The sequence below is a fragment of the Modestobacter sp. I12A-02662 genome (assembly GCF_041028325.1).
Classification (GTDB): domain Bacteria; phylum Actinomycetota; class Actinomycetes; order Mycobacteriales; family Geodermatophilaceae; genus Modestobacter.
In genome coordinates this window covers 379,049-403,498 of the sequence record NZ_JABGDE010000005.1, presented here as the reverse complement: position 1 = coordinate 403,498, position 24,450 = coordinate 379,049, and the positions used below count along the sequence as shown (strand labels likewise).

26 protein-coding genes are annotated in these 24,450 nt (G+C 74.9%); 7 read left to right on the top strand and 19 right to left on the bottom strand.

Features of this window, described 5'->3' with window-relative positions; all coding sequences use genetic code 11:
- Positions 1 to 319 precede the first annotated feature (319 nt).
- From tyrS to argC, 9 genes are read right to left on the bottom strand one after another with little or no spacing between them, the layout of a single operon-like run.
- Positions 320 to 1,609, bottom strand: a complete 1,290-nt coding sequence (gene tyrS / locus HL189_RS09490) for a tyrosine--tRNA ligase (protein ID WP_369133441.1) — start codon at positions 1,607 to 1,609, stop codon at positions 320 to 322.
- Complete coding sequence (locus HL189_RS09485; protein WP_369133455.1) at positions 1,606 to 2,235, bottom strand: DNA-3-methyladenine glycosylase; 630 nt, start codon at positions 2,233 to 2,235, stop codon at positions 1,606 to 1,608. The genes tyrS and HL189_RS09485 overlap by 4 nt, the downstream gene beginning before the upstream one ends.
- Positions 2,236 to 2,249: 14 nt before the next feature.
- The gene (argH, locus tag HL189_RS09480; protein WP_369133440.1) at positions 2,250 to 3,695 is read right to left on the bottom strand and encodes an argininosuccinate lyase; all 1,446 of its coding nucleotides are present in this window, start codon (positions 3,693 to 3,695) and stop codon (positions 2,250 to 2,252) included.
- A 2-nt stretch (positions 3,696 to 3,697) separates the two neighbouring features.
- Positions 3,698 to 4,231, bottom strand: coding sequence for an arginine repressor (locus HL189_RS09475; RefSeq protein ID WP_369133439.1), 534 nt, complete (start codon positions 4,229 to 4,231; stop codon positions 3,698 to 3,700).
- Positions 4,228 to 5,175: an ornithine carbamoyltransferase gene (gene argF / locus HL189_RS09470; protein WP_369133438.1), complete on the bottom strand. Its 948-nt coding sequence runs from the start codon at positions 5,173 to 5,175 to the stop codon at positions 4,228 to 4,230. Before argF ends, HL189_RS09475 begins: the two co-directional genes overlap by 4 nt.
- Positions 5,172 to 6,362 (bottom strand): acetylornithine transaminase, encoded by a 1,191-nt coding sequence (locus HL189_RS09465; protein ID WP_369133437.1) that lies wholly within the window; start codon positions 6,360 to 6,362, stop codon positions 5,172 to 5,174. The genes argF and HL189_RS09465 overlap by 4 nt, the downstream gene beginning before the upstream one ends.
- On the bottom strand, positions 6,359 to 7,384 hold the full coding sequence (gene argB / locus HL189_RS09460; RefSeq protein ID WP_369133436.1) for an acetylglutamate kinase: 1,026 nt from the start codon (positions 7,382 to 7,384) through the stop codon (positions 6,359 to 6,361). The genes HL189_RS09465 and argB overlap by 4 nt, the downstream gene beginning before the upstream one ends.
- Positions 7,381 to 8,532, bottom strand: coding sequence for a bifunctional glutamate N-acetyltransferase/amino-acid acetyltransferase ArgJ (gene argJ, locus HL189_RS09455; protein ID WP_369133435.1), 1,152 nt, complete (start codon positions 8,530 to 8,532; stop codon positions 7,381 to 7,383). Before argJ ends, argB begins: the two co-directional genes overlap by 4 nt.
- Complete coding sequence (argC, locus tag HL189_RS09450) at positions 8,529 to 9,569, bottom strand: N-acetyl-gamma-glutamyl-phosphate reductase (protein WP_369133434.1); 1,041 nt, start codon at positions 9,567 to 9,569, stop codon at positions 8,529 to 8,531. Before argC ends, argJ begins: the two co-directional genes overlap by 4 nt.
- A 96-nt stretch (positions 9,570 to 9,665) precedes the next feature.
- Here argC and HL189_RS09445 point away from each other — a divergent pair, with 96 nt between their 5' ends.
- Positions 9,666 to 10,079, top strand: a complete 414-nt coding sequence (locus HL189_RS09445; RefSeq protein ID WP_369133433.1) for a glyoxalase superfamily protein — start codon at positions 9,666 to 9,668, stop codon at positions 10,077 to 10,079.
- Positions 10,080 to 10,172: 93 nt separating this feature from the next.
- Positions 10,173 to 10,502 carry an STAS domain-containing protein gene (locus tag HL189_RS09440; protein ID WP_369133454.1) on the top strand — a complete coding sequence of 110 codons (330 nt, stop codon included), beginning with the start codon at positions 10,173 to 10,175 and terminating at the stop codon, positions 10,500 to 10,502.
- Positions 10,503 to 10,517: 15 nt separating this feature from the next.
- Here HL189_RS09440 and HL189_RS09435 read toward each other — a convergent pair whose 3' ends face one another.
- From HL189_RS09435 to HL189_RS09400, 8 genes are all read right to left on the bottom strand, one after another.
- Entirely contained in the window at positions 10,518 to 11,330 is an 813-nt protein-coding gene (locus HL189_RS09435) for an SDR family NAD(P)-dependent oxidoreductase (RefSeq protein ID WP_369133432.1), read from the bottom strand.
- Complete coding sequence (gene pheT, locus HL189_RS09430) at positions 11,323 to 13,797, bottom strand: phenylalanine--tRNA ligase subunit beta (protein ID WP_369133431.1); 2,475 nt, start codon at positions 13,795 to 13,797, stop codon at positions 11,323 to 11,325. The genes HL189_RS09435 and pheT overlap by 8 nt, the downstream gene beginning before the upstream one ends.
- Positions 13,798 to 13,825: 28 nt before the next feature.
- The gene (pheS, locus tag HL189_RS09425) at positions 13,826 to 14,893 is read right to left on the bottom strand and encodes a phenylalanine--tRNA ligase subunit alpha (protein ID WP_369133430.1); all 1,068 of its coding nucleotides are present in this window, start codon (positions 14,891 to 14,893) and stop codon (positions 13,826 to 13,828) included.
- 89 nt (positions 14,894 to 14,982) lie between these two features.
- Entirely contained in the window at positions 14,983 to 15,774 is a 792-nt protein-coding gene (locus HL189_RS09420; protein ID WP_369133429.1) for a TrmH family RNA methyltransferase, read from the bottom strand.
- 114 nt (positions 15,775 to 15,888) lie between these two features.
- Positions 15,889 to 16,278, bottom strand: a complete 390-nt coding sequence (gene rplT, locus HL189_RS09415) for a 50S ribosomal protein L20 (RefSeq protein ID WP_369133428.1) — start codon at positions 16,276 to 16,278, stop codon at positions 15,889 to 15,891.
- A gap of 37 nt (positions 16,279 to 16,315) precedes the next feature.
- Positions 16,316 to 16,510 carry a 50S ribosomal protein L35 gene (gene rpmI / locus HL189_RS09410; protein ID WP_369133427.1) on the bottom strand — a complete coding sequence of 65 codons (195 nt, stop codon included), beginning with the start codon at positions 16,508 to 16,510 and terminating at the stop codon, positions 16,316 to 16,318.
- Between the two features lie 130 nt (positions 16,511 to 16,640).
- Positions 16,641 to 17,276 carry a translation initiation factor IF-3 gene (gene infC, locus HL189_RS09405; protein WP_369133426.1) on the bottom strand — a complete coding sequence of 212 codons (636 nt, stop codon included), beginning with the start codon at positions 17,274 to 17,276 and terminating at the stop codon, positions 16,641 to 16,643.
- Positions 17,277 to 17,557: 281 nt separating this feature from the next.
- Positions 17,558 to 18,052, bottom strand: a complete 495-nt coding sequence (locus HL189_RS09400) for a PH domain-containing protein (protein ID WP_369133425.1) — start codon at positions 18,050 to 18,052, stop codon at positions 17,558 to 17,560.
- 83 nt (positions 18,053 to 18,135) lie between these two features.
- Here HL189_RS09400 and HL189_RS09395 point away from each other — a divergent pair, with 83 nt between their 5' ends.
- The 3 genes from HL189_RS09395 to HL189_RS09385 all read left to right on the top strand — a co-directional run bounded on the left by HL189_RS09395 (position 18,136) and on the right by HL189_RS09385 (position 20,804).
- A complete protein-coding gene (locus tag HL189_RS09395) occupies positions 18,136 to 19,275 on the top strand; it encodes a uroporphyrinogen-III synthase (RefSeq protein ID WP_369133424.1) in 1,140 nt (379 codons plus the stop codon).
- 53 nt (positions 19,276 to 19,328) lie between these two features.
- Positions 19,329 to 19,820 carry a hypothetical protein gene (locus HL189_RS09390; protein ID WP_369133423.1) on the top strand — a complete coding sequence of 164 codons (492 nt, stop codon included), beginning with the start codon at positions 19,329 to 19,331 and terminating at the stop codon, positions 19,818 to 19,820.
- A 105-nt stretch (positions 19,821 to 19,925) separates the two neighbouring features.
- Positions 19,926 to 20,804 carry an alpha/beta fold hydrolase gene (locus HL189_RS09385; RefSeq protein WP_369133422.1) on the top strand — a complete coding sequence of 293 codons (879 nt, stop codon included), beginning with the start codon at positions 19,926 to 19,928 and terminating at the stop codon, positions 20,802 to 20,804.
- Between the two features lie 13 nt (positions 20,805 to 20,817).
- Here HL189_RS09385 and HL189_RS09380 read toward each other — a convergent pair whose 3' ends face one another.
- Positions 20,818 to 22,200, bottom strand: a complete 1,383-nt coding sequence (locus HL189_RS09380; protein ID WP_369133421.1) for a nitrate/nitrite transporter — start codon at positions 22,198 to 22,200, stop codon at positions 20,818 to 20,820.
- 145 nt (positions 22,201 to 22,345) lie between these two features.
- On the opposite strand from HL189_RS09380, the gene HL189_RS09375 reads away from it, so the two are divergent.
- Complete coding sequence (locus HL189_RS09375) at positions 22,346 to 23,143, top strand: hypothetical protein (RefSeq protein ID WP_369133420.1); 798 nt, start codon at positions 22,346 to 22,348, stop codon at positions 23,141 to 23,143.
- 12 nt (positions 23,144 to 23,155) lie between these two features.
- Here HL189_RS09375 and HL189_RS09370 read toward each other — a convergent pair whose 3' ends face one another.
- Positions 23,156 to 23,941 (bottom strand): AraC family transcriptional regulator, encoded by a 786-nt coding sequence (locus HL189_RS09370; protein ID WP_369133419.1) that lies wholly within the window; start codon positions 23,939 to 23,941, stop codon positions 23,156 to 23,158.
- A gap of 50 nt (positions 23,942 to 23,991) precedes the next feature.
- Here HL189_RS09370 and HL189_RS09365 point away from each other — a divergent pair, with 50 nt between their 5' ends.
- Positions 23,992 to 24,423 (top strand): DUF2000 family protein, encoded by a 432-nt coding sequence (locus HL189_RS09365; RefSeq protein WP_369133418.1) that lies wholly within the window; start codon positions 23,992 to 23,994, stop codon positions 24,421 to 24,423.
- Positions 24,424 to 24,450 lie beyond the last annotated feature (27 nt).

Below are 24,450 nucleotides of genomic sequence, written 5' to 3'. Positions count from 1 at the left end.
CCCCGGATGGGGCATTCATTACATGGCACTGACTTTCGGCACGCTGTTGAGTTCTCAAGGAGCGGACGCGCGGAGAACCTGGCCTCTCGGCCGTCGTCTTCGGCTTGTGTTGTCCTGCTCGGCGCCCAGGCCCGGCCTCGCGGTCGTCCCCGGCGCAGAGAGAAAGTTACGTGGCTGTGGCTCGGCTTGTCAAACCGGGCCCCTGGTGACGCGCGCCACCTGCCTGCAACCCGATCGGAACGCTGCGTTCACCCGCACGGGCGCCGTGGTGGAGGCGCTGGGAGGTCCGACCGACCGGCGTCCCGGCTGTTCCCAACGGTCAGACCGGGTCCGCGGCCGGGCGCTGGACGCCGGCGACGTTCCGGCGACCCCGCCGGAGGACCAGCCAACCACCGGGCAGCCAGTCGCCCTCCCCCGGCACCGCCTCAGCATCCGTGACGCGCTCGTTGTTGAGGTAGGCGCCGCCCTCCTTCACCGTGCGACGCGCCTCGGAGAGGCTCATGACCAGGCCGGTCAGCTGCATCAGCTGGGCGATGGTCGGGACGTCGCCGTCGACGGTGACGCTGCCCGCCTCGCGCAGCGCGGCACCGAGTGTCTGCTCCCCGAGGGCCGACAGGTCGTCGCGCCCGAACAGGGCGCGGCCGGCGGCCTCGGCCTGGCGCAACTCGTCCTCTCCGTGGACGAGGCGGGTGAGCTCCTCCGCGAGGGCGCGTTGCGCGGCGCGGGCCGCCGGGCGCTCGACGGACTCCGCGACCAACGCCTCGACCTCCTCGGCCGGCCGCTCGGAGAACAGCGGGAGCCAGTTCCGTGCGTCGACGTCGTCGATGTTCAGCCAGTACTGGAAGAAGGCGTACGGGGTGGTGAGCTCAGGGTCGAGCCAGACGGTGGCACCCTCGGTCTTGCCGATCTTCTTGCCGTCCGCGGTGGTGATCAGCGGCGTGGACAGCGCGTGGGTCCCCGCGCCCTCGGTCCGCCGGACCAGGTCCACGCCCGCGGTGATGTTGCCCCACTGGTCCGAGCCACCGCTCTGCAGCGTGCACCCGTGCCGGAGGAACAGCTCGCGGAAGTCGTTGGCCTGCAGGATCTGGTAGCTGAACTCGGTGTAGCTGATCCCGGCGTCGCTGTTCAGCCGCGCTGACACCGCCTCCTTGGCCAGCATCTTGCCGACCCGGAAGTGCTTGCCGAGGTCGCGCAGGAAGTCGATGGCCGACAGCGGCGCGGTCCAGTCCAGGTTGTTGACGTAGATCGGCGTCCGCAGGCCCTGCTCAGCGGCCGGCCGGTCCAGGAACGGCGCGACCCGCCCGCGGATCCGCTCCACCCACTGGGCCACGGTGGCCGGGTCGTTGAGCTGCCGTTCCGAGGTCGGCCGCGGATCGCCGATGAGGCCGGTGGCGCCGCCCACCAGCACGATCGGCTGGTGGCCGGCCCGCTGCAGCGCCCGCAGCACCATGAACTGGATCAGATGGCCGACGTGCAGGCTCTCCGCGGTCGGGTCGAACCCGCAGTAGTAGGTGACCGGCCCCTCGGCGAGGTGCGCCCGCAGCGCGTCCTCGTCGGTGCTCTGGGCGATCAGCCCACGGCGGTGCAGGTCGTCGATCACGTCGCTCACGAGCGTCCATCCTGCCTGGCGGCGCTCCGGCGCGGCTTCCCGCCCGCCCGGAACACGCTGACCGTCGGTGCGCCGGTCTCCCAGAACCGCCACGGCAGCTCGGTGGCGACGCTGATCCCCACCCGCGGGCCGACCGACACGGCGTCCGGCGCCGGTCCCCGGTGCAGCCGCACCGCCGACGCCGGGTCGAGCAGGTCGGCGTCCTTGTCGTCGGGCCCGATGGCCAGCGTCTGGGTGAGGCGGGCGGGCCCGCGGGCGAGGTCCCGGGCAGCCCGCGCGGCGGGACGGCGGGACCGGGCGACGTCCTCCCCGACGACCACGTCGCCGGCCCGCAGCAGCACCGCCGACCCGGTCCCGTCCGGCCCGACGACGACGTTGGCGCACCAGTGCACGCCGTAGCTGAAGTAGACGTACAGCCGTCCGGGCGGGCCGAACATGATCGCCGCACGCGGCGTCGGGCCGCGGTGCGAGTGGGCCGCCGGGTCCGAGCCGTCGCCGGTGTAGGCCTCCACCTCGGTCAGCCGCACGGCCACCCGGCCCTCCGGCCGGTCGGTGACCACCCAGCAGCCGAGCAGCGCGGGTGCCACGACGTCGGCCGGCCCGAGGAGGTCCTCGGCGGTGAGCAGCGCTCCCGGAGCGTTCAGAGTGCCGCCGCCACGGGCGAGGACGCCGACCAGTCCGCGTGCTCGGTGGCGGTCTCCGTGAGCGAGGCGAGCTGCCCGGCCACCCGCTCGGGCGCCGTCCCCCCGCGGGCCTTGCGGGCCGCCAGCGCGCCGGGGACGGAGAGCACCGACCGGACCTCGGGCGTGAGCCGCTCGTCGATGCCGGCCAGCTGGTCGTCGTCGAGCTGGTCGAGCTCGAGGCCCGCCTGCTCGCAGAATGCGACCATCTCGCCGCTGATCTCGTGCGCGGAGCGGAACGGCACCCCCTGGCGGACCAGCCACTCGGCGACGTCGGTGGCCAGCGCGAAGCCCTGCGGCGCGGCGGCCTCGAGGACCTCCGGGCGCAGCGTCAGCGTGGCGATCATCCCGGTGACCGCGGGCAGCAGCAGGAGCAGCTGCTCCATGGAGTCGAAGACCGGCTCCTTGTCCTCCTGGAGGTCGCGGTCGTAGGCCAGCGGCAGGCCCTTGAGCATGGTGAGCAGCCCGGTCAGGTTGCCGACGAACCGGCCGGACTTGCCGCGGGCCAGCTCGGCGATGTCGGGGTTCTTCTTCTGCGGCATGATCGACGACCCGGTGGCCCAGGCGTCGTCGAGCCGGGCCCAGCCGAACTCGGTCGACGTCCAGAGCACGACCTCCTCCCCCAGCCGGGAGAGGTGCACCCCGATCAGGGCGGCGGCGAAGCAGAACTCGGCGGCGAAGTCGCGGTCGCTCACGCCGTCGATGGAGTTGTCCGACGCCCGGTCGAAACCGAGCTCCGCGGCGACCGCGTCGGGGTCCAGCGGCAGTGAGGAGCCGGCCAGCGCGCCGGAGCCGTAGGGGCTGACCGCCGTCCGCCGGTCCCAGTCCCGCAGCCGGTCGACGTCGCGGGTGAAGGCGTGCGCGTGGGCGAGCAGCTGGTGGGCGATGAGCACCGGCTGGGCGTGCTGCAGGTGGGTCATGCCCGGGGCGGCGACGTCGGCGTACCGCTCGGCGAGGCCGATCAGCGCGTACTCCAGGGACGCCAGCTCCGCGACCAGCGCGCGAACGGAGTGCCGCAGGTACAGCCGCAGGTCGGTGGCGATCTGGTCGTTGCGGCTCCGGCCGGCGCGCAGCTTGCCGCCGAGGGCCCCGAGCTTCTCGGTCAGCCCCCGCTCGAGGGCCTCGTGCACGTCCTCGTCCGAGTCGATCGCGACGAAGCGACCGTCGGCCACCTCGGCGGACAGCTCGGTGAGCGCGCCGACCATCCGGTCGAGCTCGTCGTCGGTGAGCAGCCCGGCCCGGTGCAGCACGCGGGCGTGCGCCCGGGAGCCGGCCAGGTCGAAGGGGGCCAGCCGCCAGTCGAAGTGCGTGCTCTTGGACAGGGCCGCCATCGCCGGGGACGGCCCGCCGCCGAAGCGGCCGCCCCACAGCCTGGTCTGGCTCGGGGCGGTTCCGGTCTCGCTCACCATCAGCTCTCTTCGTCGTCTGTGTAGGGCGGTACGGGGGCGGCGGCCCGTGAGCGCTCGGTGAGGGCGCGCAGCCGTTCGGCCAGGCGTGGGCCGCCGTCGGGGTCGCGGGCGATCACCAGCACGGTGTCATCGCCGGCGATCGTGCCCAGCACGTCGGGCAGGCCCACCTTGTCCAGCCCGGAGGCGAGGAACTGCGCCGCTCCCGGCGGCGTGCGGAGCACGGCGAGGTTGGCGCTGCCCTCGGCGCTGGTGAGCAGGTCGGCCAGCAGCCGGGCCAGCCGGGGCGGGACCGACTGGGCCGGGCGGAGCGGGGCGTTCTCCGGCGGCAGCACGTAGGACGCCGGAGCCCCGTCCGAGCCGCGCAGCTTCACCGCGCCGAGCTCCTCCAGGTCCCGGGACAGCGTGGCCTGGGTGACCTCGACCCCGGACTCGGCGAGCAGCCGGGCGAGCTGGGTCTGCGAGGTGACCGGGCCGGTGGAGATCAGCTCGACGATGCGGGCGTGCCGCGCCGACCGGGTCACCGCAGTGGTCACGAGGACCGCTCCAGCAGCCACAGCAGGAGGGCCTTCTGGCCGTGCAGCCGGTTCTCCGCCTCGTCCCACACCGCGCTCCGCGGACCGTCGATCACCCCGGCGGCGATCTCCTTGCCGCGGTAGGCGGGCAGGCAGTGCAGGACGACGGCGTCCTCGGCAGCCCGGGCGAGCGCCGCCTCGTCGACCGCGTAGGGCAGGAACGGCGCGATCCGGGTCTCGTACTCCGACTCCTGGCCCATCGACACCCACGTGTCGGTGACCAGGACGTCGGCGCCGTCGGCGGCCGCGGCCGGGTCCGCGGTCCACTGCACCGAGCCGCCGGTCTCCGTGGCGAGGTCGGCGGCCCGCTTGAGTACGGCCGGATCGGGCCGGAAGGTCTCCGGGGAGCCGATCCGCACGTGCATGCCGGCCAGCGCCCCGCCGAGCAGGTAGCTGTGCGCCATGTTGTTGGCGCCGTCGCCGAGGTAGCTGAAGGTCAGCCCGGCCAGCCGCCCGCGGTGCTCCTGCACGGTGAGCAGGTCGGCGAGGATCTGGCACGGGTGGTACTCGTCGGTGAGCGCGTTGACCACCGGGACCCGGCTGGTCGCCGCCATGGCCTCCAGCCGGTCCTGGCCGAAGGTGCGCCAGACGATCGCCGCGACCTGCCGGTCCAGCACCCGGGTGGTGTCCTCCACCGGCTCGCCGCGGCCCAGCTGGCTCGCGCCCGCGTCGATGACCAGCGGCTGGCCGCCGAGCTCGGTGACGCCCACGGAGAAGCTGACCCGGGTGCGCGTCGAGGGCTTGTCGAACAGCACCGCGACGGTCCGGGGCGTGCCGTTGGGCGTGCGCAGCGGTGTGGGTGCCGCGGCGGTGTGCCGGGTGGCCTTGAGCTCGGCGGCGAGCGCCAGCACCTCGGCCTGCTCGGCCGGGGTGAGGTCGTCGTCCTTGGTGAAGTGCCGGGTCACTGGCTCGCCTCCTGGAGGGAGGCGTCGAGGGCGGCGGGCAGGGCGGCGACGAACGCGTCGAGCTGGGCGTCGGTCACGACCAGCGGCGGGGCGAGCCGGACCACGTCGGCCGCCACGCCGTTGGTCAGGAAGCCGGCGGCCCGCAGGCGCGCCTCGACGGCGGCGGCGACCGGCGCGCCGAGGACCACGCCGAGCAGCGCGCCGCGCCCCCGCACCCCCGAGATCGCGGGGTGGCCGAGCGCCTCGATGCCCGCGGTGACCCGGTGCTCGATCTCCTTGGCCCGCTCGAGCAGCCCCTCGTCGCGGATGGTGTCCAGCACCGCGAGGGCGGCGGCCGCGACGATCGGGTTGCCGCCGAAGGTGGACCCGTGGGAGCCCGCCGTCATCAGCTCGGCGGCCGGGCCGAACGCCAGCAGCGCGCCCAGCGGGAGTCCCCCGCCCAGCGACTTGGCCAGCGTGATCACGTCCGGCTGCAGGCCGTCGGCCTGGTGCGCGAACCAGTGACCGGTCCGGCCGGTGCCGGTCTGCACCTCGTCGACGGCGAACAGCGCGCCCGCCGCGGCGGCGGCCGAGGAGGCAGCGGCGAGGTAGCCGCCCGGGGCGGGCAGCACGCCGCCCTCGCCCAGCATCGGCTCGAGCAGCACCATCGCCGTCTCGTCGGAGACGGCCCCGGCCAGCGCGTCGGCGTCCCCGTAGGGCACGTGGCGGACCCCGCCGGGCAGCGGCGCGAACGCGTCGGACTTGCCCGGCTGACCGGTGAGGGCCAGCGAGCCCATCGTCCGGCCGTGGAAGGAGCCGAGCGCGGTGACCACCTCGGGCCGGCCGGTGAGCCGGCTGATCTTGAAGGCGGCCTCGTTGGCCTCGGCGCCGGAGTTGCAGAAGAAGACCCGCCCGGGGCGGCCGGTGAGCTCCAGCAGCCGTTCGGCCAGCCGGACGCCCGGCTCGTGCATGGCCAGGTTCGAAACGTGCCCCAGGGTAGCGGCCTGGGCGCTGATCGCCTCGACGACCTTGGGGTGCGCGTGCCCGAGGATGGTCGTCGCGATGCCGCCCAGCAGGTCGGTGTACTCGCCGCCGTCGACGTCCCAGACGGTCGCGCCAGCGCCCCGGGCCAGCGCCACCGGCGGGGTCTTGTAGTTGCTCATCATCACCGCCGACCAGCGGGCCGACAGCTCCTCCGTGTGCGTCATGCCGTCGCCTCCTCCGTGTCGACCTGCGATGGGCCGTCGGGGGCCGGCACGACCATCGTGCCGGTCCCCTCGGTGGTGAACATCTCCAGCAGCAGGGCGTGCGGGAGCCGGCCGTCGACGACGGTCGCCCGCTTCACCCCGCCCTCGACCGCCCGCAGGCAGGCGGCCATCTTCGGGATCATCCCGGCGTCCAGGGTCGGCAGGATCTCGGCCAGCTCGGCGGCGTCGATCTGCTCGACCAGCGAGTCCCGGTCGGGCCAGTTGGCGTACAGGCCCTCGACGTCGGTGAGCACGACGAGCTTCACCGCGCCCAGCGCCACCGCCAGCGCCGCGGCTGCGGTGTCGGCGTTGACGTTGTGCACGACACCGTTCCGGTCGGGGGCGACGGTGGCGACGACCGGGATGTGCCCGGCCTCCAGCAGCGCGGTCACCGGCGTGGGGTCGACCGCCACCACGTCGCCGACCAGGCCGACGTCCACCGGCTCCCCGTCGACGACCGCCGCGGTGCGGGCGGCGGTGAACAGCCCGCCGTCCTCACCGGAGAGGCCCACCGCCAGGGGACCGTGCGAGTTGATCAGCCCGACCACCTCCGGACCCACCTGGCCGGTGAGCACCATCCGGACCACGTCGATCGCCTCGGGCGTGGTCACCCGCAGCCCGCCGCGGAACTCGCTGGGGATGCCGAGCCGGCCCAGCATCGCGCTGATCTGCGGCCCGCCGCCGTGCACGACGACCGGCCGGATGCCGCAGGTTCGCAGGAAAACCATGTCCTCGGCGAAGGCCCGCCGGCACTCCTCGTCGACCATGGCGTGCCCGCCGTACTTCACGACGACGACGTTGCCGTGGAACTCGCGCAGCCACGGCAGGGCTCCGGTGAGGACGGCGACCTTCTGCGCGTCGCCCTCCGGGTCGTTGGTCCGCATGACCCGTTGGGTGCCGACGGTGCGCTTGCGGGCCGGCACCGTCTCGTCGGGGGCGACGTCCGGCGGGGTCGGGTCCTGTGCGTTCGTGTCGCTGCTCATGTGGAGTAGGCCGAGTTCTCGTGGACGTAGGCGATGGACAGGTCGTTGGTCCAGATGGTCGCCCGCTCGGTGCCGGCCCTCAGGTCGACGTCGATGGTGACCTGCCGGCCGGTCAGGTCCACGCCCTCCCGCGGGTCACCGATCGAGCCGCCCCGGCACACCGTGACCCCGTTGATCGACACGTCGACCTGGTCCGCCTGGAAGGCCGCGTCGGTGGTGCCGATCGCGGCGAGCACGCGGCCCCAGTTGGGGTCGTTGCCGAACAGCGCGGTCTTGAGCAGGTTGTTGCGCGCACAGGCCCGGCCGGCGATCAGCGCGTCGTCGACGCTCGCCGCGCCGCGGACGGTGATCGCGATGTCCTTGGTCGAGCCCTCGGCGTCGGCGAGCAGCTGCATCGCCAGGTCGGTCGCCGCCGCGGTGAGCGCGACGGTGAACTCCTCGGCGGTCGGGGTGATCCCGCTGGCGCCGTTGGCCAGCGCGATCACCGTGTCGTTGGTGGACAGGCAGCCGTCGGAGTCGACCCGCTCGACGCTCACGCCGGTCGCGGCCTTCAGCGCGGTCTGCAGCACGGCGGCGTCGACGACGGCGTCGGTGGTGAGGACGACGAGCATGGTGGCCAGGGAGGGGGCGAGCATGCCCGCGCCCTTGGCCATCCCGCCGATCGTCCAGCCGTCGCCGTGCTGCACGGTCGTCTTGGGCACCGAGTCGGTGGTCATGATCGCCCGGGCGGCGTCGGCGCCGCCGTCCTCGGACAGGCCCTTCACCGCGGCGGTGATGCCGGGCAGCAGCCGGTCCATCGGCAGCCGGACGCCGATCAGGCCGGTGGAGGCCACCGCGACGTCGATCGCGCCGATCCCGAGCTCGGTGGCGAGGTGCTCGGCGGTGGCGTGGGTGTCCTGGAAGCCCTCCGGGCCGGTGCAGGCGTTGGCCCCGCCGGAGTTGAGGACCACGGCGCGCAGCCGGCCGGACTCCAGCACCTGCCGGCTCCACTGGACCGGGGCGGCCGGGAAGCGGTTGGTGGTGAAGACGGCGGCCGCGGCGTCGTCCGGGCCGCCGTTGACGACGACGGCGACGTCCGGGTCGCCCGACGTCTTCAGGCCCGCGGCGACACCTGCCGCCCGGAAGCCCCGCGGTGCGGTGACGGTCACGGGGCTACTCCGACGACGGGGAGACCCGTGGTCTCCGGCAGGCCCAGGGCGAGGTTGGCGCACTGGATCGCGGCGCCGGCGGTGCCCTTGGTGAGGTTGTCGACCGCCGCGACGACGACCAGCCGGCCGGCGTCCGGGTCGACGGCGACCTGCAGCGCGGCGGTGTTGGCGCCGAGCACCTGCGCCGTGGTCGGCCACTCCCCCTCGGGCAGCAGGTGCACGAACGGCTCGTCGGCGTACGCCTCCTCGTAGGCCGCCCGGGCGCTCGCCGCGTCGGTGCCCGCCGCCAGCGGGGCCGAGCAGGTCGCCAGGATCCCCCGGCTCATCGGCACCAGCGTCGGCGTGAAGCTCACGCGGACCGTCCTACCGGCGGCCCCTGACAGGTTCTGCACCATCTCCGGGGTGTGCCTGTGGACACCGCCGACGCCGTAGGCGCTGACCGAGCCCATGACCTCGCTGCCGAGCAGGTGCGGCTTGGCCGACTTGCCGGCGCCGGACGTGCCGGAGGCCGCGACCACCACGACGTCGGGCTCGACCAGCCCGGCGGCCAGCGCGGGCGCCATCGCGAGGGTGACCGAGGTCGGGTAGCAGCCGGGGACGGCGATCCGCCGCGCGCCCTGCAGCTGCTCCCGCTGACCGGGCAGCTCGGGCAGGCCGTAGGGCCAGGAGCCGGCGTGCTCGCCGCCGTACCAGCGCGCCCAGGCCGCCGGGTCGTTGAGCCGGTGGTCGGCGCCGCAGTCGATGACCAGGACGTCGTCGGGCAGCTGCGCGGCGATCGCCGCGGACTCCCCGTGCGGGAGGGCCAGGAAGACGACGTCGTAGCCGGCCAGGTCGTCCGCGGAGCTCGGCCGCACCTCCAGGCCGGCGTACGGCAGCAGGTGGGGCTGCAGCTCACCCAGGCGTCGGCCGGCGCTCGAGTTGGCGTGCACCCCGGTCAGCCGGAACGCGGGGTGCCCGGCCAGCAGCCGGCACACCTCGCCTCCCGCGTACCCGGTGGCGCCGGTGACCCCGACCGTCCACGTCTGCCCGTCATTCACGATGCATGACCATACACGACCATGCATGACCGTACGTCGAGGCCGAGTCGCGCGCGCCACCGATGAGTTCCCCGGCGGCGCCCGGTCCTGAAGGGCATGACGACTCCGACGACACAGTCCAGCACCATCACCGAGCTGGCGCTCACCATGTTCACCGTGTCCGACCAGGACGCCGCACGCACCTTCTACACCGACGTCCTCGGCTTCGAGGTCCGCGGTGACGACCGCTACGGCGAGAACGGCGAGATGCGGTGGCTCGAGGTCGCCCCTGCGGGTTCACGGGCCCGGCTGGCGCTCAACCCGCCCATGGGCAGCTCGCCCGGCGGCGGCGGGATCGGCCTCGAGTGCACCGACCTGCGGGCCGAGCACGCGCGGCTGGTCGCCCGCGGCGACGTCGACGTGGACGCCGACCTCATGCAGACCCCCGGCGCCCCGCTGCTGTTCATGCTGCGCGACCCGGACGGCAACCACATCGTGGTGACCGAGGCGGCCGGCTCGACTCCCAGCTGACCCACGGGCCGCTGCCAGCGGTTCTGTCGGTCCCCTCGGGCACGGTGTCCCCGACCCGGCCACCGGTGCCGGTCGGAGGTGGGGAGCGTGGTCATGGGGACCGTCGAGCAGTTCGGGGGCCTGCCCGGGGGGATCGACCTCGTCGAGGAGGACGGCGGACCGGTGCTGCGGCTGCGCGGTGAGGTCGACTCCCTCGTGGTCGCCGCCTGGCAGGCGTCAGCTCCCGCGGTCGGGCGCGCGCCGGTGGCGGTCGACGTCTCCGCCGCGACCTTCCTGGACTGCCGGGGCCTCCGGCTGCTGGTGCGGGCCACCGAGACGACGCGCAGGGCCGGCCGGGTGCCCGAGCTGCGCCGGCCGTCGCGCACGGTGCGGCGGATGGTGGAGGTCGCCGGTGCGGCCCCGCTGTTCGCCACCGTGCCGTGACGACCGGTGCTGGCCTCAGCCGACCGGGTCGGTGTCCCCGTAGGGACGCAGCCGGAGCTGGCGCGCCCCCTCGGACGGCGTCGTCGTCCGCAGCGTCGCCAGGTCGTCGGCGCCTGCCCGCATGAACCGGCCCGACCACTGGTCGAGCTCGCCGGCGGCGATCGCCACGACCAGCGCGACGACGTCCTCCGGGCGGGTCCACTCGGTGCGGCCCGCGTGCATGGCCATCGCGCGGGTCATCTCCGTGTCGACGACCCCGGGCGCGAGGTCGAAGGCGCGCACGCCGTGCGCCGCCCCCGCCAGGTCGATCGCCTCGGTGATCCGCATCTGCCCGGTCTTGCCGGCGGAGTACGCGCTGTACACGTCGCTGCCCCGCGTCCCGAGCCCGCTGCCCAGCCCGATCACCCGGCCACCGCCGGCCGCGATCATGCCCGGGAGGACGGCGCGCGCCACCAGGTACGGCCCGCGCACCTGGCTCTCGACCACCTGCCACCAGTGGTCGGGGTCGGTCTCCCACAACGGCACCTCGGCCGCGTCGATCGAGCCGGCGTTGTTGATCAGCAGGGTGACCGGCCCGAGCTGGTCGGTGATCCGCGCGACGGCCGCCTCGACCGCGGCGCGGTCGGTCACGTCGGCGGGCACGGCGAGGGTCCGCGCACCGGTGGACCGGGCCACTTCGGCCATCGCCTGCTCCAGCCGGTCGGCGGACCGGGCGATGCCGGCGACGGCGGCGCCGCGCTCGGCCAGCCCCTGCGCCAGGTACCGGCCGATCCCCGCCGAGGCGCCGGTGACCAGCGCGACAGCGCCGCTCAGCTCCGCCTCAGCCACGGACGACCGCCCCGGTCCGCTCGGCGGCCAGCGCGAGCGCCGCGTCGCGGGCGGCGTTGGCCTCCTCGTGCGTCAGCGTCCGGTCCGCGGCCCGCAACGTCAGCGCGAACGCCATCGACTTCGCCCCCTCCGGCACCGGTGGCCCGGTGTAGACGTCGAACAACCGCAGTGCCTCCAGCAGCTCACCCGCACCCTTGCGGACCGCCGCGGCCACGTCGGCGGCCGGCACCTCGTCGCCGACGACGAGCGCCAGGTCCACGAGCACCGGCGGGAACGTGGAGATCGACGGCGCCACCGGGACGGTGGGCTCCGGGAACGCGTCGGCGTCCAGCTCCATCACCGCCGTGCGGGCGGGCAGGTCCAGCGCCGAGCAGACCCGCGGGTGCAGCTCCCCGGCGTGGCCCACGACCCGGTCGCCGACCAGCAGCTCGGCGCAGCGGCCGGGGTGCCAGGGCGCCCGCTCGGCCGCCCGGACGGTCAGCTCGACGCCGGCGGTCTCCGCGACGACCCGCGCGGCCTGCACGGCGTCGGCCCACAGCGCGGACCGACCGGGCCCCCACCAGCCGCGCGGCTCGCGGTGGCCGGCCAGCGCCACCCCCACGTGCCACGGCTGCGAGGGCACCGCGCCCAGCAGCGCGGCCAGGGTCTCGTCGTCCGGGCGGTGCTCGACGCCGGGCAGCGGAGCCGGCCGTCGATCCCCTCCGGGGAACACCGAGCCGTGCTCGAACAGGGCGACGTCCCGCTGGCCGCGGGCCAGGTTGCGGGCCAGCGAGGCGAGCAGCCCGGGCAGCAGGGTGGTCCGCAGGGCCGGCAGCTCCTCGGACAGCGGGTTGCGCACCGTGATCACCCGCCGGCGCTCGTCGTCCGCATCGAGGCCGAGCGCGTCGAGCTGCGCCGTCCCGATGAAGGGGAAGGTGGGTGCCTCCACGTACCCCGCGTCGGCGAGCGCCCGTCCGATGCTGCGCTTGCGGCGCTGCCCGTCGGTCAGGCCGCGGCCGGGGGGCGCGGTCGGCAGCACGGAGGGGATGTCGTCGTAGCCGACCCAGCGGACGACCTCCTCCACCAGGTCGGCCGGGTCGGTGAGGTCGCCGCGCCAGGACGGCGGGGTGACCTCCAGACCGTCCCCGTCCCCGTCGCCGTCGACCGTCGCCCCGATCGCCTGGAGCACCTCGAGGACCTGTGCCGGCGGGTAGTCGACCCCGGCGATCCGGCCGGGCAGCCCGGCGTCCAGGGGGATGGCCGGCCGCGGCCCCCGCACGTCCAGGTCGACCGGCGCACCCACGACGGTGGCCTTGCCGTGCTCGGCCAGCAGCGCGGCCGCGCGGGCCAGCGCGATCACGGTGACCTCCGGGTCGGTGCCGCGCTCGAACCGCTTGGCCGCTTCGCTGGGCAGCCGGTGCCGGCGGACGCCGCGGGAGATCCCGGCCGGCGCCCAGTGCGCGGCCTCCAGCAGCAGGTTCGTGGTGCCGTCCCCGATCTCGGTGGACGCGCCGCCCATCACGCCGGCCAGCCCGATGGGACCGGACCCGTCGGTGATCAGCAGGTCGTCGGGGTCCAGCGCCCGGTCCACGCCGTCCAGCGTGCGGAGCCGCTCCCCCGGCGCCGCCCGGCGCACGGTGATCGGGCCGGTGACGGTGTCGCGGTCGAAGGCGTGCATCGGCTGGCCCAGCTCGAGCATCACGTAGTTGGTGACGTCGACGGCCAGCGAGATGCTGCGCACCCCGCACTGGCCGAGCCGGCGGCGCAGCTCCCACGGGCTGGGCGCGGCCGGGTCGAGGCCCTCCATGGCGAGCATGGAGAAGCGGTCGCACCGGTCGGGGTCGGCCACGCTGACCTGCCAGCCCGGCTGCCCGGACCACGCCGGCGGGGTCAGCGCCGCCGGATCGCGCCACTGGACGCCGAGAGCGCCGGCCAGGTCGCGGGCGATGCCGCGCAGCGACATGGCGTAGCCGCGGTCGGGGGTCACCTCCAGGTCGAACACGACGTCGTCCAGGCCGAGCAGCCCGGCAGCCGGGGTGCCCGGCGCCGGGCCGTCCTCACCCGACCCGATGACCAGGATCCCGGCGTGCTCCTCGCCGATGCCGAGCTCCCGCACCGAGCAGATCATCCCGTCGGAGACCCGGTCGTAGGTCGTCCGTGCGGCGATGGCGAAGTCGCCGGGCAGCACCGCGCCGGGCAGCGCGACGACGACGACGTCGCCGACGGCGAAGTTGCGGGCGCCGCACACGACGCCCTGCGGGTCGGCGTTCCCGACGTCGACCTGGCAGTACCGGATCGGCTTCTTGAAGCCGGTGAGCTCCTCGATCTCCAGCACCCGCCCGACCACGAGCGGACCGGTGGTCTGCGGCGGCCGGACGACGTCCTCCACCTCGAACCCGAGCCGGACGAACGCGGTGTCCAGCTCCTCGACGGTGATGCCGGCCGGGAGGTCGACGTGCTCGGACAGCCAGCTGACCGGGACCTTCACTGTGCTTCCTCTTCCAGGTCAGGGTGGGTCACTGCTCGACTCCGAACGCGGTCGTGAAGCGGATGTCGCCCTCGGCGATGTCGTGCATGTCCGACACCGCGGAGCGGAACTGCAGCGCCCGCTCGATGCCCATGCCGAAGGCGAAGCCGGTGTACTCGTCGGGGTCGATGCCGCAGGCGCGCAGCACGCGCGGGTTCACCATCCCGCAGCCGCCCCACTCGACCCACTGCGGGCCGTCCCGGTGCTCGGGGAACCAGACGTCGAACTCCCCGGACGGCTCGGTGAAGGGGAAGTAGTGCGGCCGCCACCGGGTCAGCGCATCCGGCCCGAACAGCTGGCGCGCCAGGTGGTCCAGGGTGCCGCGCAGGTGCGCCATGGTCAGGCCGCGGTCGACGGCCAGGCCCTCGACCTGGTGGAACACCGGCAGGTGCGTCGCGTCCAGCTCGTCGGTGCGGTACACCCGGCCGGGCGCGACGACGTAGATCGGTGGCTTCCGGGCCAGCATGGTGCGGGCCTGCACCGGGCTGGTGTGGGTGCGCAGCACGAGGCCGGAGTCCTCGGGCGCCACGAAGAAGGTGTCCATCATCGACCGCGACGGGTGGTCGGGCCCGATGTTCAGCGCGTCGAAGTTCAGCCACTCCGCCTCGAGCTCCGGGCCCTCGGCGACCTCGTAGCCCATCCCGACGAAGACGTCGGCGATCCGGTCGGTGAGCGTGGTCAGCGGGTGCCGGGCGCCGCGCGGGGTGCGGTCCCAGGGCAGGGTGACGTCGACCCGCTCCTCCGCGAGCACCCGCTCGTCGCGCTCCGCCTCGAGCACCGCAAGCCGCTCGGTGTAGGCGTCGGTGATCGCCGTGCGCGCGGCGTTGACCCGCTTGCCGGCGTCGGATCGGGCGGCGGGCGGCAGCGCACCCAGCTCGCGGCGGGCCAGCAGCACCGGCGCGCGGTCGCCCAGGTGGGCCGGCCGGACGGCGGCCAGCGCCTCCAGGTCGTCGGCGGCGGTGAACGCCTCGGTCGCCGCGGTCACCGCCGCGTCGAGGGCCTCGGAGGACAGCGCGGCCACCTGCTTGGGGTCGTACGGGTCGTTGACGCCAGACACGGGAGGCCATTCTGCCCGGCGGAGCCCGCGGGCCGCGCCCTGGCCCCGCTGCAGGGGCCCGCCGCCGGTTCGCGAGCGGCGAGGTCTTCCTAGTGGGCGAGCTGGGTGACGTACAGGCAGATCGACGCGGCGACCGACAGGTTCAGGCTCTCGGCCCGGCCGCGCATCGGGATCCGCACCCGCGCGTCGGCCAGCGCCGCGAGCTCGGGCGCCAGCCCGCGGGCCTCGTTGCCGAACACCCACAGCACCGGTGCGGCCAGCAGGCCCTGGTCGGCGGCCGCGTCCAGGGCCACCTCTCCCCCGCCGTCCGCGGCCAGCACCGTGACGCCCGCGCGCTGCACGTCGGCGACCAGCGGCTCCAGCGGGGCGCTGCGCACCACGTCGACGTGGAAGAGGCTGCCGGCGCTGCTGCGCACGGCCTTGCCGGAGTACGGATCGGCCGAGCCGGCCCCGAAGACCACCGCCCCCGCCCCGCACGCGTCCGCGGTCCGCAGCACCGTGCCGGCGTTGCCGGGGTCGTTGAGCTCGGCCAGCGCCACGGCCAGCCGCGGCGGGTCGGCGGCGAGCGCGCCGGGGTCGACGTCCCGGAGCGCGCAGACCGCTACCAGGCCCTGCGGGGTCACCGTCTCCGACAGCGACGCCGCGGCCTTCTCGGTGACCAGCCGGACCGGCACCCGGGCGCCGGCCAGCAGGTCGCGGTGCGCCGCGGCGGCCTGCTCGGTCACGAAGACCTCCCGGACGGCGTCCGGGTCGGTCGTCGCCTCGGCGAGCGCCTCGCCGACCGCCTGGCGCCCCTCCGCCAGGAAGGCGCGCGCCTGGTCCCGGCCGCTGCGCCGGGTGAGCTTGCGGGCGGCGGCGACCCGCCCGGAGCGCTCGGTCAAGAGTGGGAAGACCCCGTCCCCCTCACGCCTCGCAGGCTCGGCGTGAGCCTCTGGACGGGGCCGACCGGTGTGCGGGGGGTGAGGGGAAACGGGGTCCTTCTTCCGGCTGTGGCGTCAGGCGGCCTGCTGGCCCGTCGCCTCGGGGTTCGCGGCGAGCGCGGCCCGGGCGGACTCCACCAGCGAGGCGAACGTGGCCGGCTCGTTGACGGCGAGCTCGGCGAGGACCCTGCGGTCCAACTCGATGCCGGCCAGCTTGAGGCCCTGCATGAACCGGTTGTAGGTCATGTCGTTCTGCCGGGCCGCGGCGTTGATCCGGGTGATCCACAGCTTGCGGAAGTCACCCTTGCGGACCTTGCGGTCACGGTAGTTGTAGGTGGCCGAGTGGAGGATCTGCTCCTTGGCCTTGCGGTACAGCCGGGACCGCTGGCCGCGGTACCCGCTGGCCGCCTCGAGGGTCGTCCGACGCTTCTTCTGGGCGTTGACCGCCCGCTTCACGCGTGCCACGTGGAAGCTCCTGTCTAGTCGTTGCGGGAGGGGGCGGTCAGCGACCGAGCAGCTTCTTCATCCGGCCGGTGTCGGCCGGCGAGAGCACACCGGTACCGCTGATGCGGCGCTTCCGGGAACCAGACTTGTGCTCGAACTTGTGCTGGTTGTTCTGGTGCTCGGCCACCAGCTTCCCGGTGCCCGTGACGCGGACCCGCTTCGCGGTGCCCTTGTGGGTCTTGTTCTTCGGCATCTCTCGGTCCTGTTCGTGTCTGCCCGGCGCAGCGCAGCATCGAGCTGCACCACGCGGGGTGCGTCGGGGGGCGGCCCTCCTGCAGGGCCCTGCCACGAGCCTGCGCGTGGTGGGGCAGGAGGGCCCTTTCTCAGGCCGGCGGAGCCTGCTCCGGCGCCTCGGCTGCGGCCTGCTTCTCCACCTTCGCGGAGCGCCGCGCCGTGTCCGTCGCCGCCTGGTTCCGGTGCGGAGCGATCACCATGACCATGTTCCGACCGTCCTGCTTCGGGTTGGACTCCACCACCCCGAGGTCGGCGACGTCGCCGGCCAGCCGCTGCAGCAGCCGGTAGCCCATCTCGGGCCGGGACTGCTCGCGACCGCGGAACATCACGGTGATCTTGACCTTGTCGCCGCCCTTGAGGAAGCGCTCGACGTGGCCCTTCTTGGTCTCGTAGTCGTGCGGGTCGATCTTCAGGCGCAGCCGCATCTCCTTGATGACGGTGAGCGCCTGGTTCCGCCGCGCCTCGCGGGCCTTCTGCGCGGCTTCGTACTTGAACTTCCCGTAGTCCATGAGCTTGACGACGGGCGGCCGGGCCATGGGCGCGACCTCGACCAGGTCGAGCTCGCTGTCCTGCGCCAGGCGCAGCGCCTCGCCGATCGGCACGATGCCGACCTGCTCACCCTCGGGACCGACCAGGCGGACCTCGGGGACGCGGATACGGTCGTTGATACGGGGCTCGGTGATGGCCTCTCCTCTGCTGCTGCGGTGAGGAGTCTGCTGGCCCACCCGGCCACCGACGGCAAAGGCCCCGCGAGCTGCTGCTCGCGGGGCCCACTCGCCGGACGCCACACGGATCCACCCCCGGGCGGGGGGTGCTCGTGTGGTCGCGCGGGCCGGACGAGCCGACCTGCGACGACCGGGGACCTGAGCGCCTGTGCGGCACCAGGTGGGAGCGGGCTCCTCTTCGGTCAGTGGCCGTTTCCTCGCGGTCCGGGCCACCGGTGGTTCTCGCGCCTCGATGTAGCGGGGGGAGGCGCGCCCATGTTACAGCGCCGACCGACGGTCCGTCATTCCCGGGGGTAGAGCAGGTCCTCCCGCGGTTCGGGATGGGCCTCGCGGTGGGCGGCCAGCAGGCTCCGCAACCCTCGGACGGCGGCCACCGCCCGCTCCCCGTCGGACGCCTGCACGGCCAGGACGGCGACCTCGTCGTCGTTGGTGAGCAGCAGCGTGACCCACGGGGAGTGCCGGTCGAACCGGACCGCCTCGACCACGGTCCAGGGCAGCTGGTGGGCGACGAGGATGTTCTGGATCCGGATGCCCTCGGCGTCGGCGTCCACCCGGGGCCGGCCCAGGCACAGCACCCCGGCCGCCATGGCCAGCCCGAGGCCGACCATCGCCACCTGGTCGGCGGTCCGGAACGCCACGACGCCGGTGGTGGAGGACTTGAGCAGGACGGCGACCACCGTCATGACCGCGACCAGCCCGATCGCGGCGAGCCAGGTCATCAGGCGCAGGCGGCGGGGCACCGCGGAGACCGTCGGGGACGGCGAGGCGGTGGGCACCGCCCCATTGTCCACGGCCCCTCGGGTCCGCGGTCGACCCCGGGTGTCACACGGCTGGAACATCCAGGACGCACCATGGGGGCGTGACCGAGACCCCGCCCGTCCGCCCGGCGGAGGCCGACCCGGCCGACGAGCTGCTGCCCCTGGCCGGCTACACGGTGGCCGTGACCGCGGCCCGGCGGCGGGAGGAGCTCGGCGCGCTGCTCGACCGGCGCGGCGCGCGGGTCGTCTACGCCCCGGCGATCCGGATCGTGCCGCTCTCCGACGACGCGGAGCTGGTGGCCGCGACCAAGGCGGTGCTCGCCGAGCCGGTCGACCTGGTCGTGGCGACCACCGGTGTGGGGTTCCGCGGCTGGCTCGAGGCGGCCGACGCCTGGGACCTGCCGCTGCGCGAGCACCTGCAGACCGCCCGCGTGCTGGCCCGCGGCCCCAAGGCGCGCGGCGCGATCCGGGGTGGCGGCCTGGTCGACGCCTGGTCACCGGCGTCCGAGAGCTCCGCGGAGGTCCTCGAGCACCTGCTGTCCGGGGCGGAGGGCGCACTGGCGGGACGGCGGATCGCGGTCCAGCTGCACGGTGACCCGCTGCCCGAGCTGGTGTCCGGGCTGCAGCGCGCGGGCGCCGACGTCCTGACCGTGCCCGTGTACCGCTGGGTGCTGCCCGAGGACACCGCTCCGCTGCGCCGGCTGGTGGCGACGATCGCGGCGCGCGGGGTCGACGCGGTCACCTTCACCAGCGCCCCCGCCGCGGCGAGCCTGCTGCAGGTGGCCGACGAGGAGGGTGTGCTCCCGGGCGTGCTGGCGGCGTTCGCCGACGCCGTCCTGCCGGTCGCGGTGGGACCGGTGACCGCCGCGCCGCTGGAGGCCGCCGGGGTCCGCACCGTGCAGCCGGACCGGGCCCGGCTGGGTGCGCTGGCGCGGTCGGTCGTCGCCGAGCTCCCCGCGCGCCACCCGGTGCTGGCCGCCGGCGGCCACACGCTGCAGGTGCGCGGGCACGCCGTGGTGCTCGACGGCCGGACGGTCGAGCTCCCGCCCGGCTCCATGGCGGTGCTGCGGGCGCTGTCCCGGCGCCCGGGGGTCGTCGTCTCCCGGCCGGAGCTGCTGGCCGAGCTGTCCGGCGGCGGGGACGCGCACGCAGTGGAAATGGCGGTGACCCGGCTGCGTGCGGCGCTCGGTGCGCCCGTGGTGGAGACCGTGGTGAAGCGGGGCTACCGGCTGGCCGTGTAGCCGGGACGGCGAGGGACCCGCCGTCGGCGGCCGGATGTCCCTAGCGTTCGGCCATGTCCACCGGAGACCCGGCCGCGCCGCTCGCGGACCTGCCGCGCATCGACGAGCACGCCGTGACCGTGCCCGGACCGCCGGCCGCGGCCTGGGACGCCGTGCTCCGGACGCTGGCCGAGGCCTTCGGTCGCCCGCGCGCCGGCCGGACCGCCGCGGTGCTGGGCTGCGAGCCGGCCACCACCCGGGCCTGGGACCGGCCGGCGGTGGGCTCCTCGGTCCCCGGCTTCCGGATCGTGTCGGCCAGCCCGCCGGACCTCCTGGTGGTCGCGGGCCGGCACCGGTTCTCCCGCTACGGCATCGTGTTCCGCTTCGAGCCCGCCGGCGAGGGCACCCGGTGCCGGGCCGAGAGCCGCGCCGAGTTCCCGGGGACGGCCGGACGGCTGTACCGGGCCGGCGTCATCGGCACGGGCGGCCACGCCCTCGCCGTCCGCTCGCTGCTGCGTCATGTCCGGTCGGCCGCCGGGTCCGGGAACGGGCCGATCGGCGGGTGACGGGGTCGCGCCGCGGGTCGATCGCTCCGGGGCACCGCCTGGTGGTCCGGGGGCAGCCGGGGATCCCGGTTGACCGTCGCCCGCGCGGGGCGGGACCGTCCGGGCATGCATGCCGATCCCGTGCTGTACGACCCGCCGCGCCGCACGCCCGTCGGTGAGCTGCGGCTGTGCTGGGACGCATTCGGGGACCGCGCGGACCCCCCGATGCTGCTCGTCATGGGGCTCGGCATGCAGCTCGTGCACTGGCCCGAGGACCTGTGCCGGCGGCTCGCCGGGGAGGGCTACCGCGTGATCCGGTTCGACAACCGCGACGCGGGGCGCTCGACGCACCTGCCGGGCCGCCGCTACACCCTGGACGACATGGCCGGTGACGCCGTCGGCCTGCTCGACGCGCTCGGTGCCGGGTCCGCGCACCTTGTGGGCGCGTCGCTCGGCGGCATGGTCGCCCAGCTCATGGCGATCTGCTCTCCCGACCGGGTGCGCTCCCTGGCCTCGCTCATGTCCACCACCGGACGCCGGGGCGTGGGCCGGACCTCCCCGCGGGTCCTCCGTCACCTACTCGCCCGACCGCCCCGCACCGACGCCGAGGCGGTCGCGCGCAAGGTGCGGGTGCTGACGTCGGTCGGGTCCACCGGCTTCGCGCAGGACATCGACGAGTTGCGACGGGTCACCGCGCTGGCCGCTGCACGGGACCCCCACGCGCGCGACGGCCGCCGTCGTCAGCACCGGGCGGTGCGCGCCGCCGCCGACCGGACCACCGCTCTCCGGAGGCTGACGGTGCCCACCGTCGTGCTCCACGGCACCGCGGACCCGATGTGCCACCGCTCCGGCGGCCGGGCGACGGCCGCGGCCGTCCCCGGCGCACGGCTGGTGCTCGTGCCGGGGATGGGCCACGACCTCCCGCGCGGTGCGTGGCCGCTGCTCATCCGGGCCGTCGTGGACAACGCCCGCCGGGCCGACGGTCGCGACGCGGCCGGGTCCTGAGGGCGGTCCTGCCTCAGACGCCGGCGAGGCGGTTGCCCGGCCGCAGGTACACCGCCCAGGTGACGGCCACGCAGACCGCGTAGAAGGCGATGAACGCGAGGTAGGCGCCCTCGCCGCTGCCGGTGGACAGGAAGGACTGCCGGAGGGCCAGGTTGACCAGCACGCCCCCGAAGGCGCCCACCGCACCGGCGATGCCGATCAGCGCGCCGGACAGCCGCAGCGCCCGCCGGTCCGCCACCGCGGACTCCGTCCCGGCGGCGACCTCGTCCATGGCCTTCGCCCGGAAGATCGCCGGGATCATCTTGTAGGTCGAGCCGTTGCCGATGCCGCTGAACACGAACAGCAGCACGAACCCGACCAGGAACAGCGGCAGTGACTCCTCCCGGCTGGCGGTGAGCACCACGCCGGCGCCGACGGCCATCGCCACGAAGTTCCAGGAGGTGATCCGGGCGCCGCCGAAGCGGTCGGCCAGCGAGCCGCCGAGCGGCCGGATCAGCGAGCCGAGCAGCGGGCCCAGCCAGGTCAGCGAGGCGGCGGCCAGCGGCGTGGCGAAGTCCTGGGTGAACTGGTTCTGCAGCACCTGGCCGAAGGCGAACCCGAAGCCGATGAACGAGCCGAAGGTGCCGATGTAGAGCAGGGACATGATCCAGGTGTGCGGCTCCCGCAGCGCGTCGCGGATGGCCCGGGGCTGGTTGCTCGCCGTCCGCAGGTTGTCCATCAGCAGCGCCGCGCCGACGGCTGCCACCACGATGAACGGGATGTAGACCAGCAGCACCAGCCGCGGGTGCTCGGCTCCGGCGGTGGCCAGCACGAGCAGGCCGATCAGCTGGATGACCGGGACGCCGAGGTTGCCGCCGCCGGCGTTGAGGCCCAGTGCCCAGCCCTTGAGGTGCTGCGGGTAGAAGGCGTTGATGTTGGTCATCGAGCTGGCGAAGTTGCCCCCACCGACCCCGGCCAGGCAGGAGACGACCAGCAGCGTGGTGAAGGAGACACCCGGCTCGAGGACGACCGCGGTGGCGATCGTCGGGACGAGCAGCAGGGCGGCGCTGACGATGGTCCAGTTGCGGCCCCCGAACCTGGCCACCGCGAACGTGTAGGGCAGCCGGACGAAGGCGCCGAGCGCCGTGGGCAGGGTGGTGAGCAGGAACTTGCCCGCCGGGTCGATGCCGAACACCGGCTCGGGCAGGAACAGCACCATCACCGACCACAGGCTCCAGATCGAGAAGCCGATGTGCTCGGAGAACACCGAGAAGAAGAGGTTGCGGCGGGCGACCCGCCGGCCGGTCGCGTTCCAGAACGCCGGGTCCTCCGGCCGCCAGTCGTCGATCCACCGCCCTCCGGTGCGGCCGGTGGCGGGCGCGGTCGGAGGGGCGGTCGTGGGGGTGGCTGTGGCCATGCCGGAACGGTGCGGGGCGGCCGTTCCCCCGCCGTTGCGGCGGCGATGAACGTGTGTTCCGTTGTGCTCACGCCGGGTGCCCCGCGGTGGTGAGATGGCCGGGCGGCCAGGTGCACAGACGGCGTGCACCGACGATGATCACCGGGTGCGCAACCCCCTCGACGGCGAACGGGCCCCCGGTCGGGACCTGGTGGAGGCGGGCGGACTCGTCGCCGGCTCGATGAGCAGCGCGGCCGCCGGCCTGCTGTTCGAGCCGGGGAAGACCGCCGTCCGGCTCGACGAGCGGCTGGCCGGGTGCCTGCGCGAGGCCGCGACCGCCGCCGCCGACCTGCCGCTGAGCTGGGAACGCGCCCGCGCCGGCGCGGCGCTCGCCTTCACCGCCGAGCTCGCGGTCACCCGCGGCCACCAGGGCCGGACCGTCCGCCGCGACGACTTCCTGCGGCCGGGCACCGGGTCCCGCTCCCCCGCCGAGCGGCTGGTGGAGGCCGTCGTCCAGGCAGCGCGGACGACGACCGAGGACCGCCGCGTGCGGCACCTGGGCTACCTGGTGGCCGAGGTCGCCGTCTCACCCGACATCGACCCGGCCCTCGCCGTCCGCGCGCTCCAGCTGGCGGAGTCCTGCAGCTGGCGGCAGCTGGTGTTCCTGGCCGCCGTCGGCCGCCGGGACCGGGTCCCCCTGCCGATGGCGTCGCTGGAGGACGAGCCGCGCGCGTGGACCTCGTGGGGTGCCCGGGAGGACGTGTTCGACCTGCAGCGCGCCGGTCTGCTCGACCCGCCGCCGGCCGTCGTCCGGCCCGGCGGCGCCGCCCGCCCGAAGCTGCGCCCGGCCGACCTGCGGCTGACCCGCCGGGGCGTGCTGGTGCACCGGCTGCTGGCCCTGGACTTCGTCCGGGAGGACGACGTGACCGAGGCGATCGCCGAGCTGGACCTGCCGGCCGACTGACCCCCGTGCCGCTCAGGCCGAGCGGGCGTAGGCGGCCGGCGTCGTGGCCAGCATCCGGCGGAAGTGCCGGGTCAGGTGCGCCTGGTCGTGGAAGCCGACCGCTGCCGCCACCTCGGCCGGTGGCGCACCGTCGAGCAGCAGCCGGCGCGCCCGGTCGATCCGGCGGCCGGTGAGGTACCGGTGCGGCGGCAGGCCGTGCCGGCGGGTGAACGCCCGGACCAGGTGCGTCGGGTGCACGCCGAACCCCGTGGCCGCCTCCTGGAGCGACAACCCCTCGACGATCCGGTCGTCGAGCAGCTCCCGGAGCCGATCGGCCAGCGGGTGGTCCCGCACGACCGGCGGCGGGGCAACGGCCCGGTCCAGGTGCTGCCGCAGCCGCTCCAGCACGAACGCCAGCCGGCTCTCCGCCTCCAGCCCCTCGGGATGCGGGCGCAGCGCCGCGTGCAGCCGGGACACCCGGTCCCGCAGCACCGGATCGGCGAACGCCGGCCGGTCGACGGCCGTGCCGACCCGCCCGGTGCCCAGCGTCGCGGGCTCCAGGTACAGCACCCGCTTGCGGAAGCCCCCGGGGAACTGCGACCGCCCGTCGTGCGGCACCCCGGGCGGCAGCAGGGTCACCGCGGTCGGGGTGGCGCCGTGCGCGTGCTGGTCCAGGTCGTAGCGGACGGCGCCGTCGTCGACAAGGAGCAGCGTCCAGGCGTCGTGGGTGTGCGCCGGGTAGACGTGGTCGGTGAAGTGCGCGTGCAGGACCTCCGTCAGCCCGGGGACGCCGGGCCGCCATGCCACCACCTCGGCCACGCGCAGGAACGTACAAGACCTCGCGGCGCGGGGACGCGAGGCTGAGCAGCATGGAAACCGCCGACGGACTCCCCCGCCGGGCCACCAAGATCGCCGTCTTGCTGCGCGAGGACCTGGCGCCGTGGCAGGCGCTCAACGTCACGTCGTTCCTGGTCAGCGGCATCACCGCGAGCGAGCCCGGGCTGGTCGGCGAGCCCTACGAGGACGCCGACGGCACCGGGTACCTGCCGATGATCCGACAACCGGTGCTGGTGCTCGCCGGGACCGGGGAGCTGCTGCGCACCGCCCGCACCCGCGCGCTGGAGCGGGACCTCACCCCGGCGGTCTTCACCGCCGAGCTGTTCAGCACCCCCGGTGACGTGCAGAACCGTGCCGCGGTCAAGGCGGTGGCGGGCGCCGAGCTGGACCTGGTCGGGCTCGCCGTCCACGGTCCGAGGAACGCCGTCGACAAGGTGGTGAAGGGCGCCCGCATGCACCCCTGAGCCGACGCCGGAGGCGCGCCCCCGACG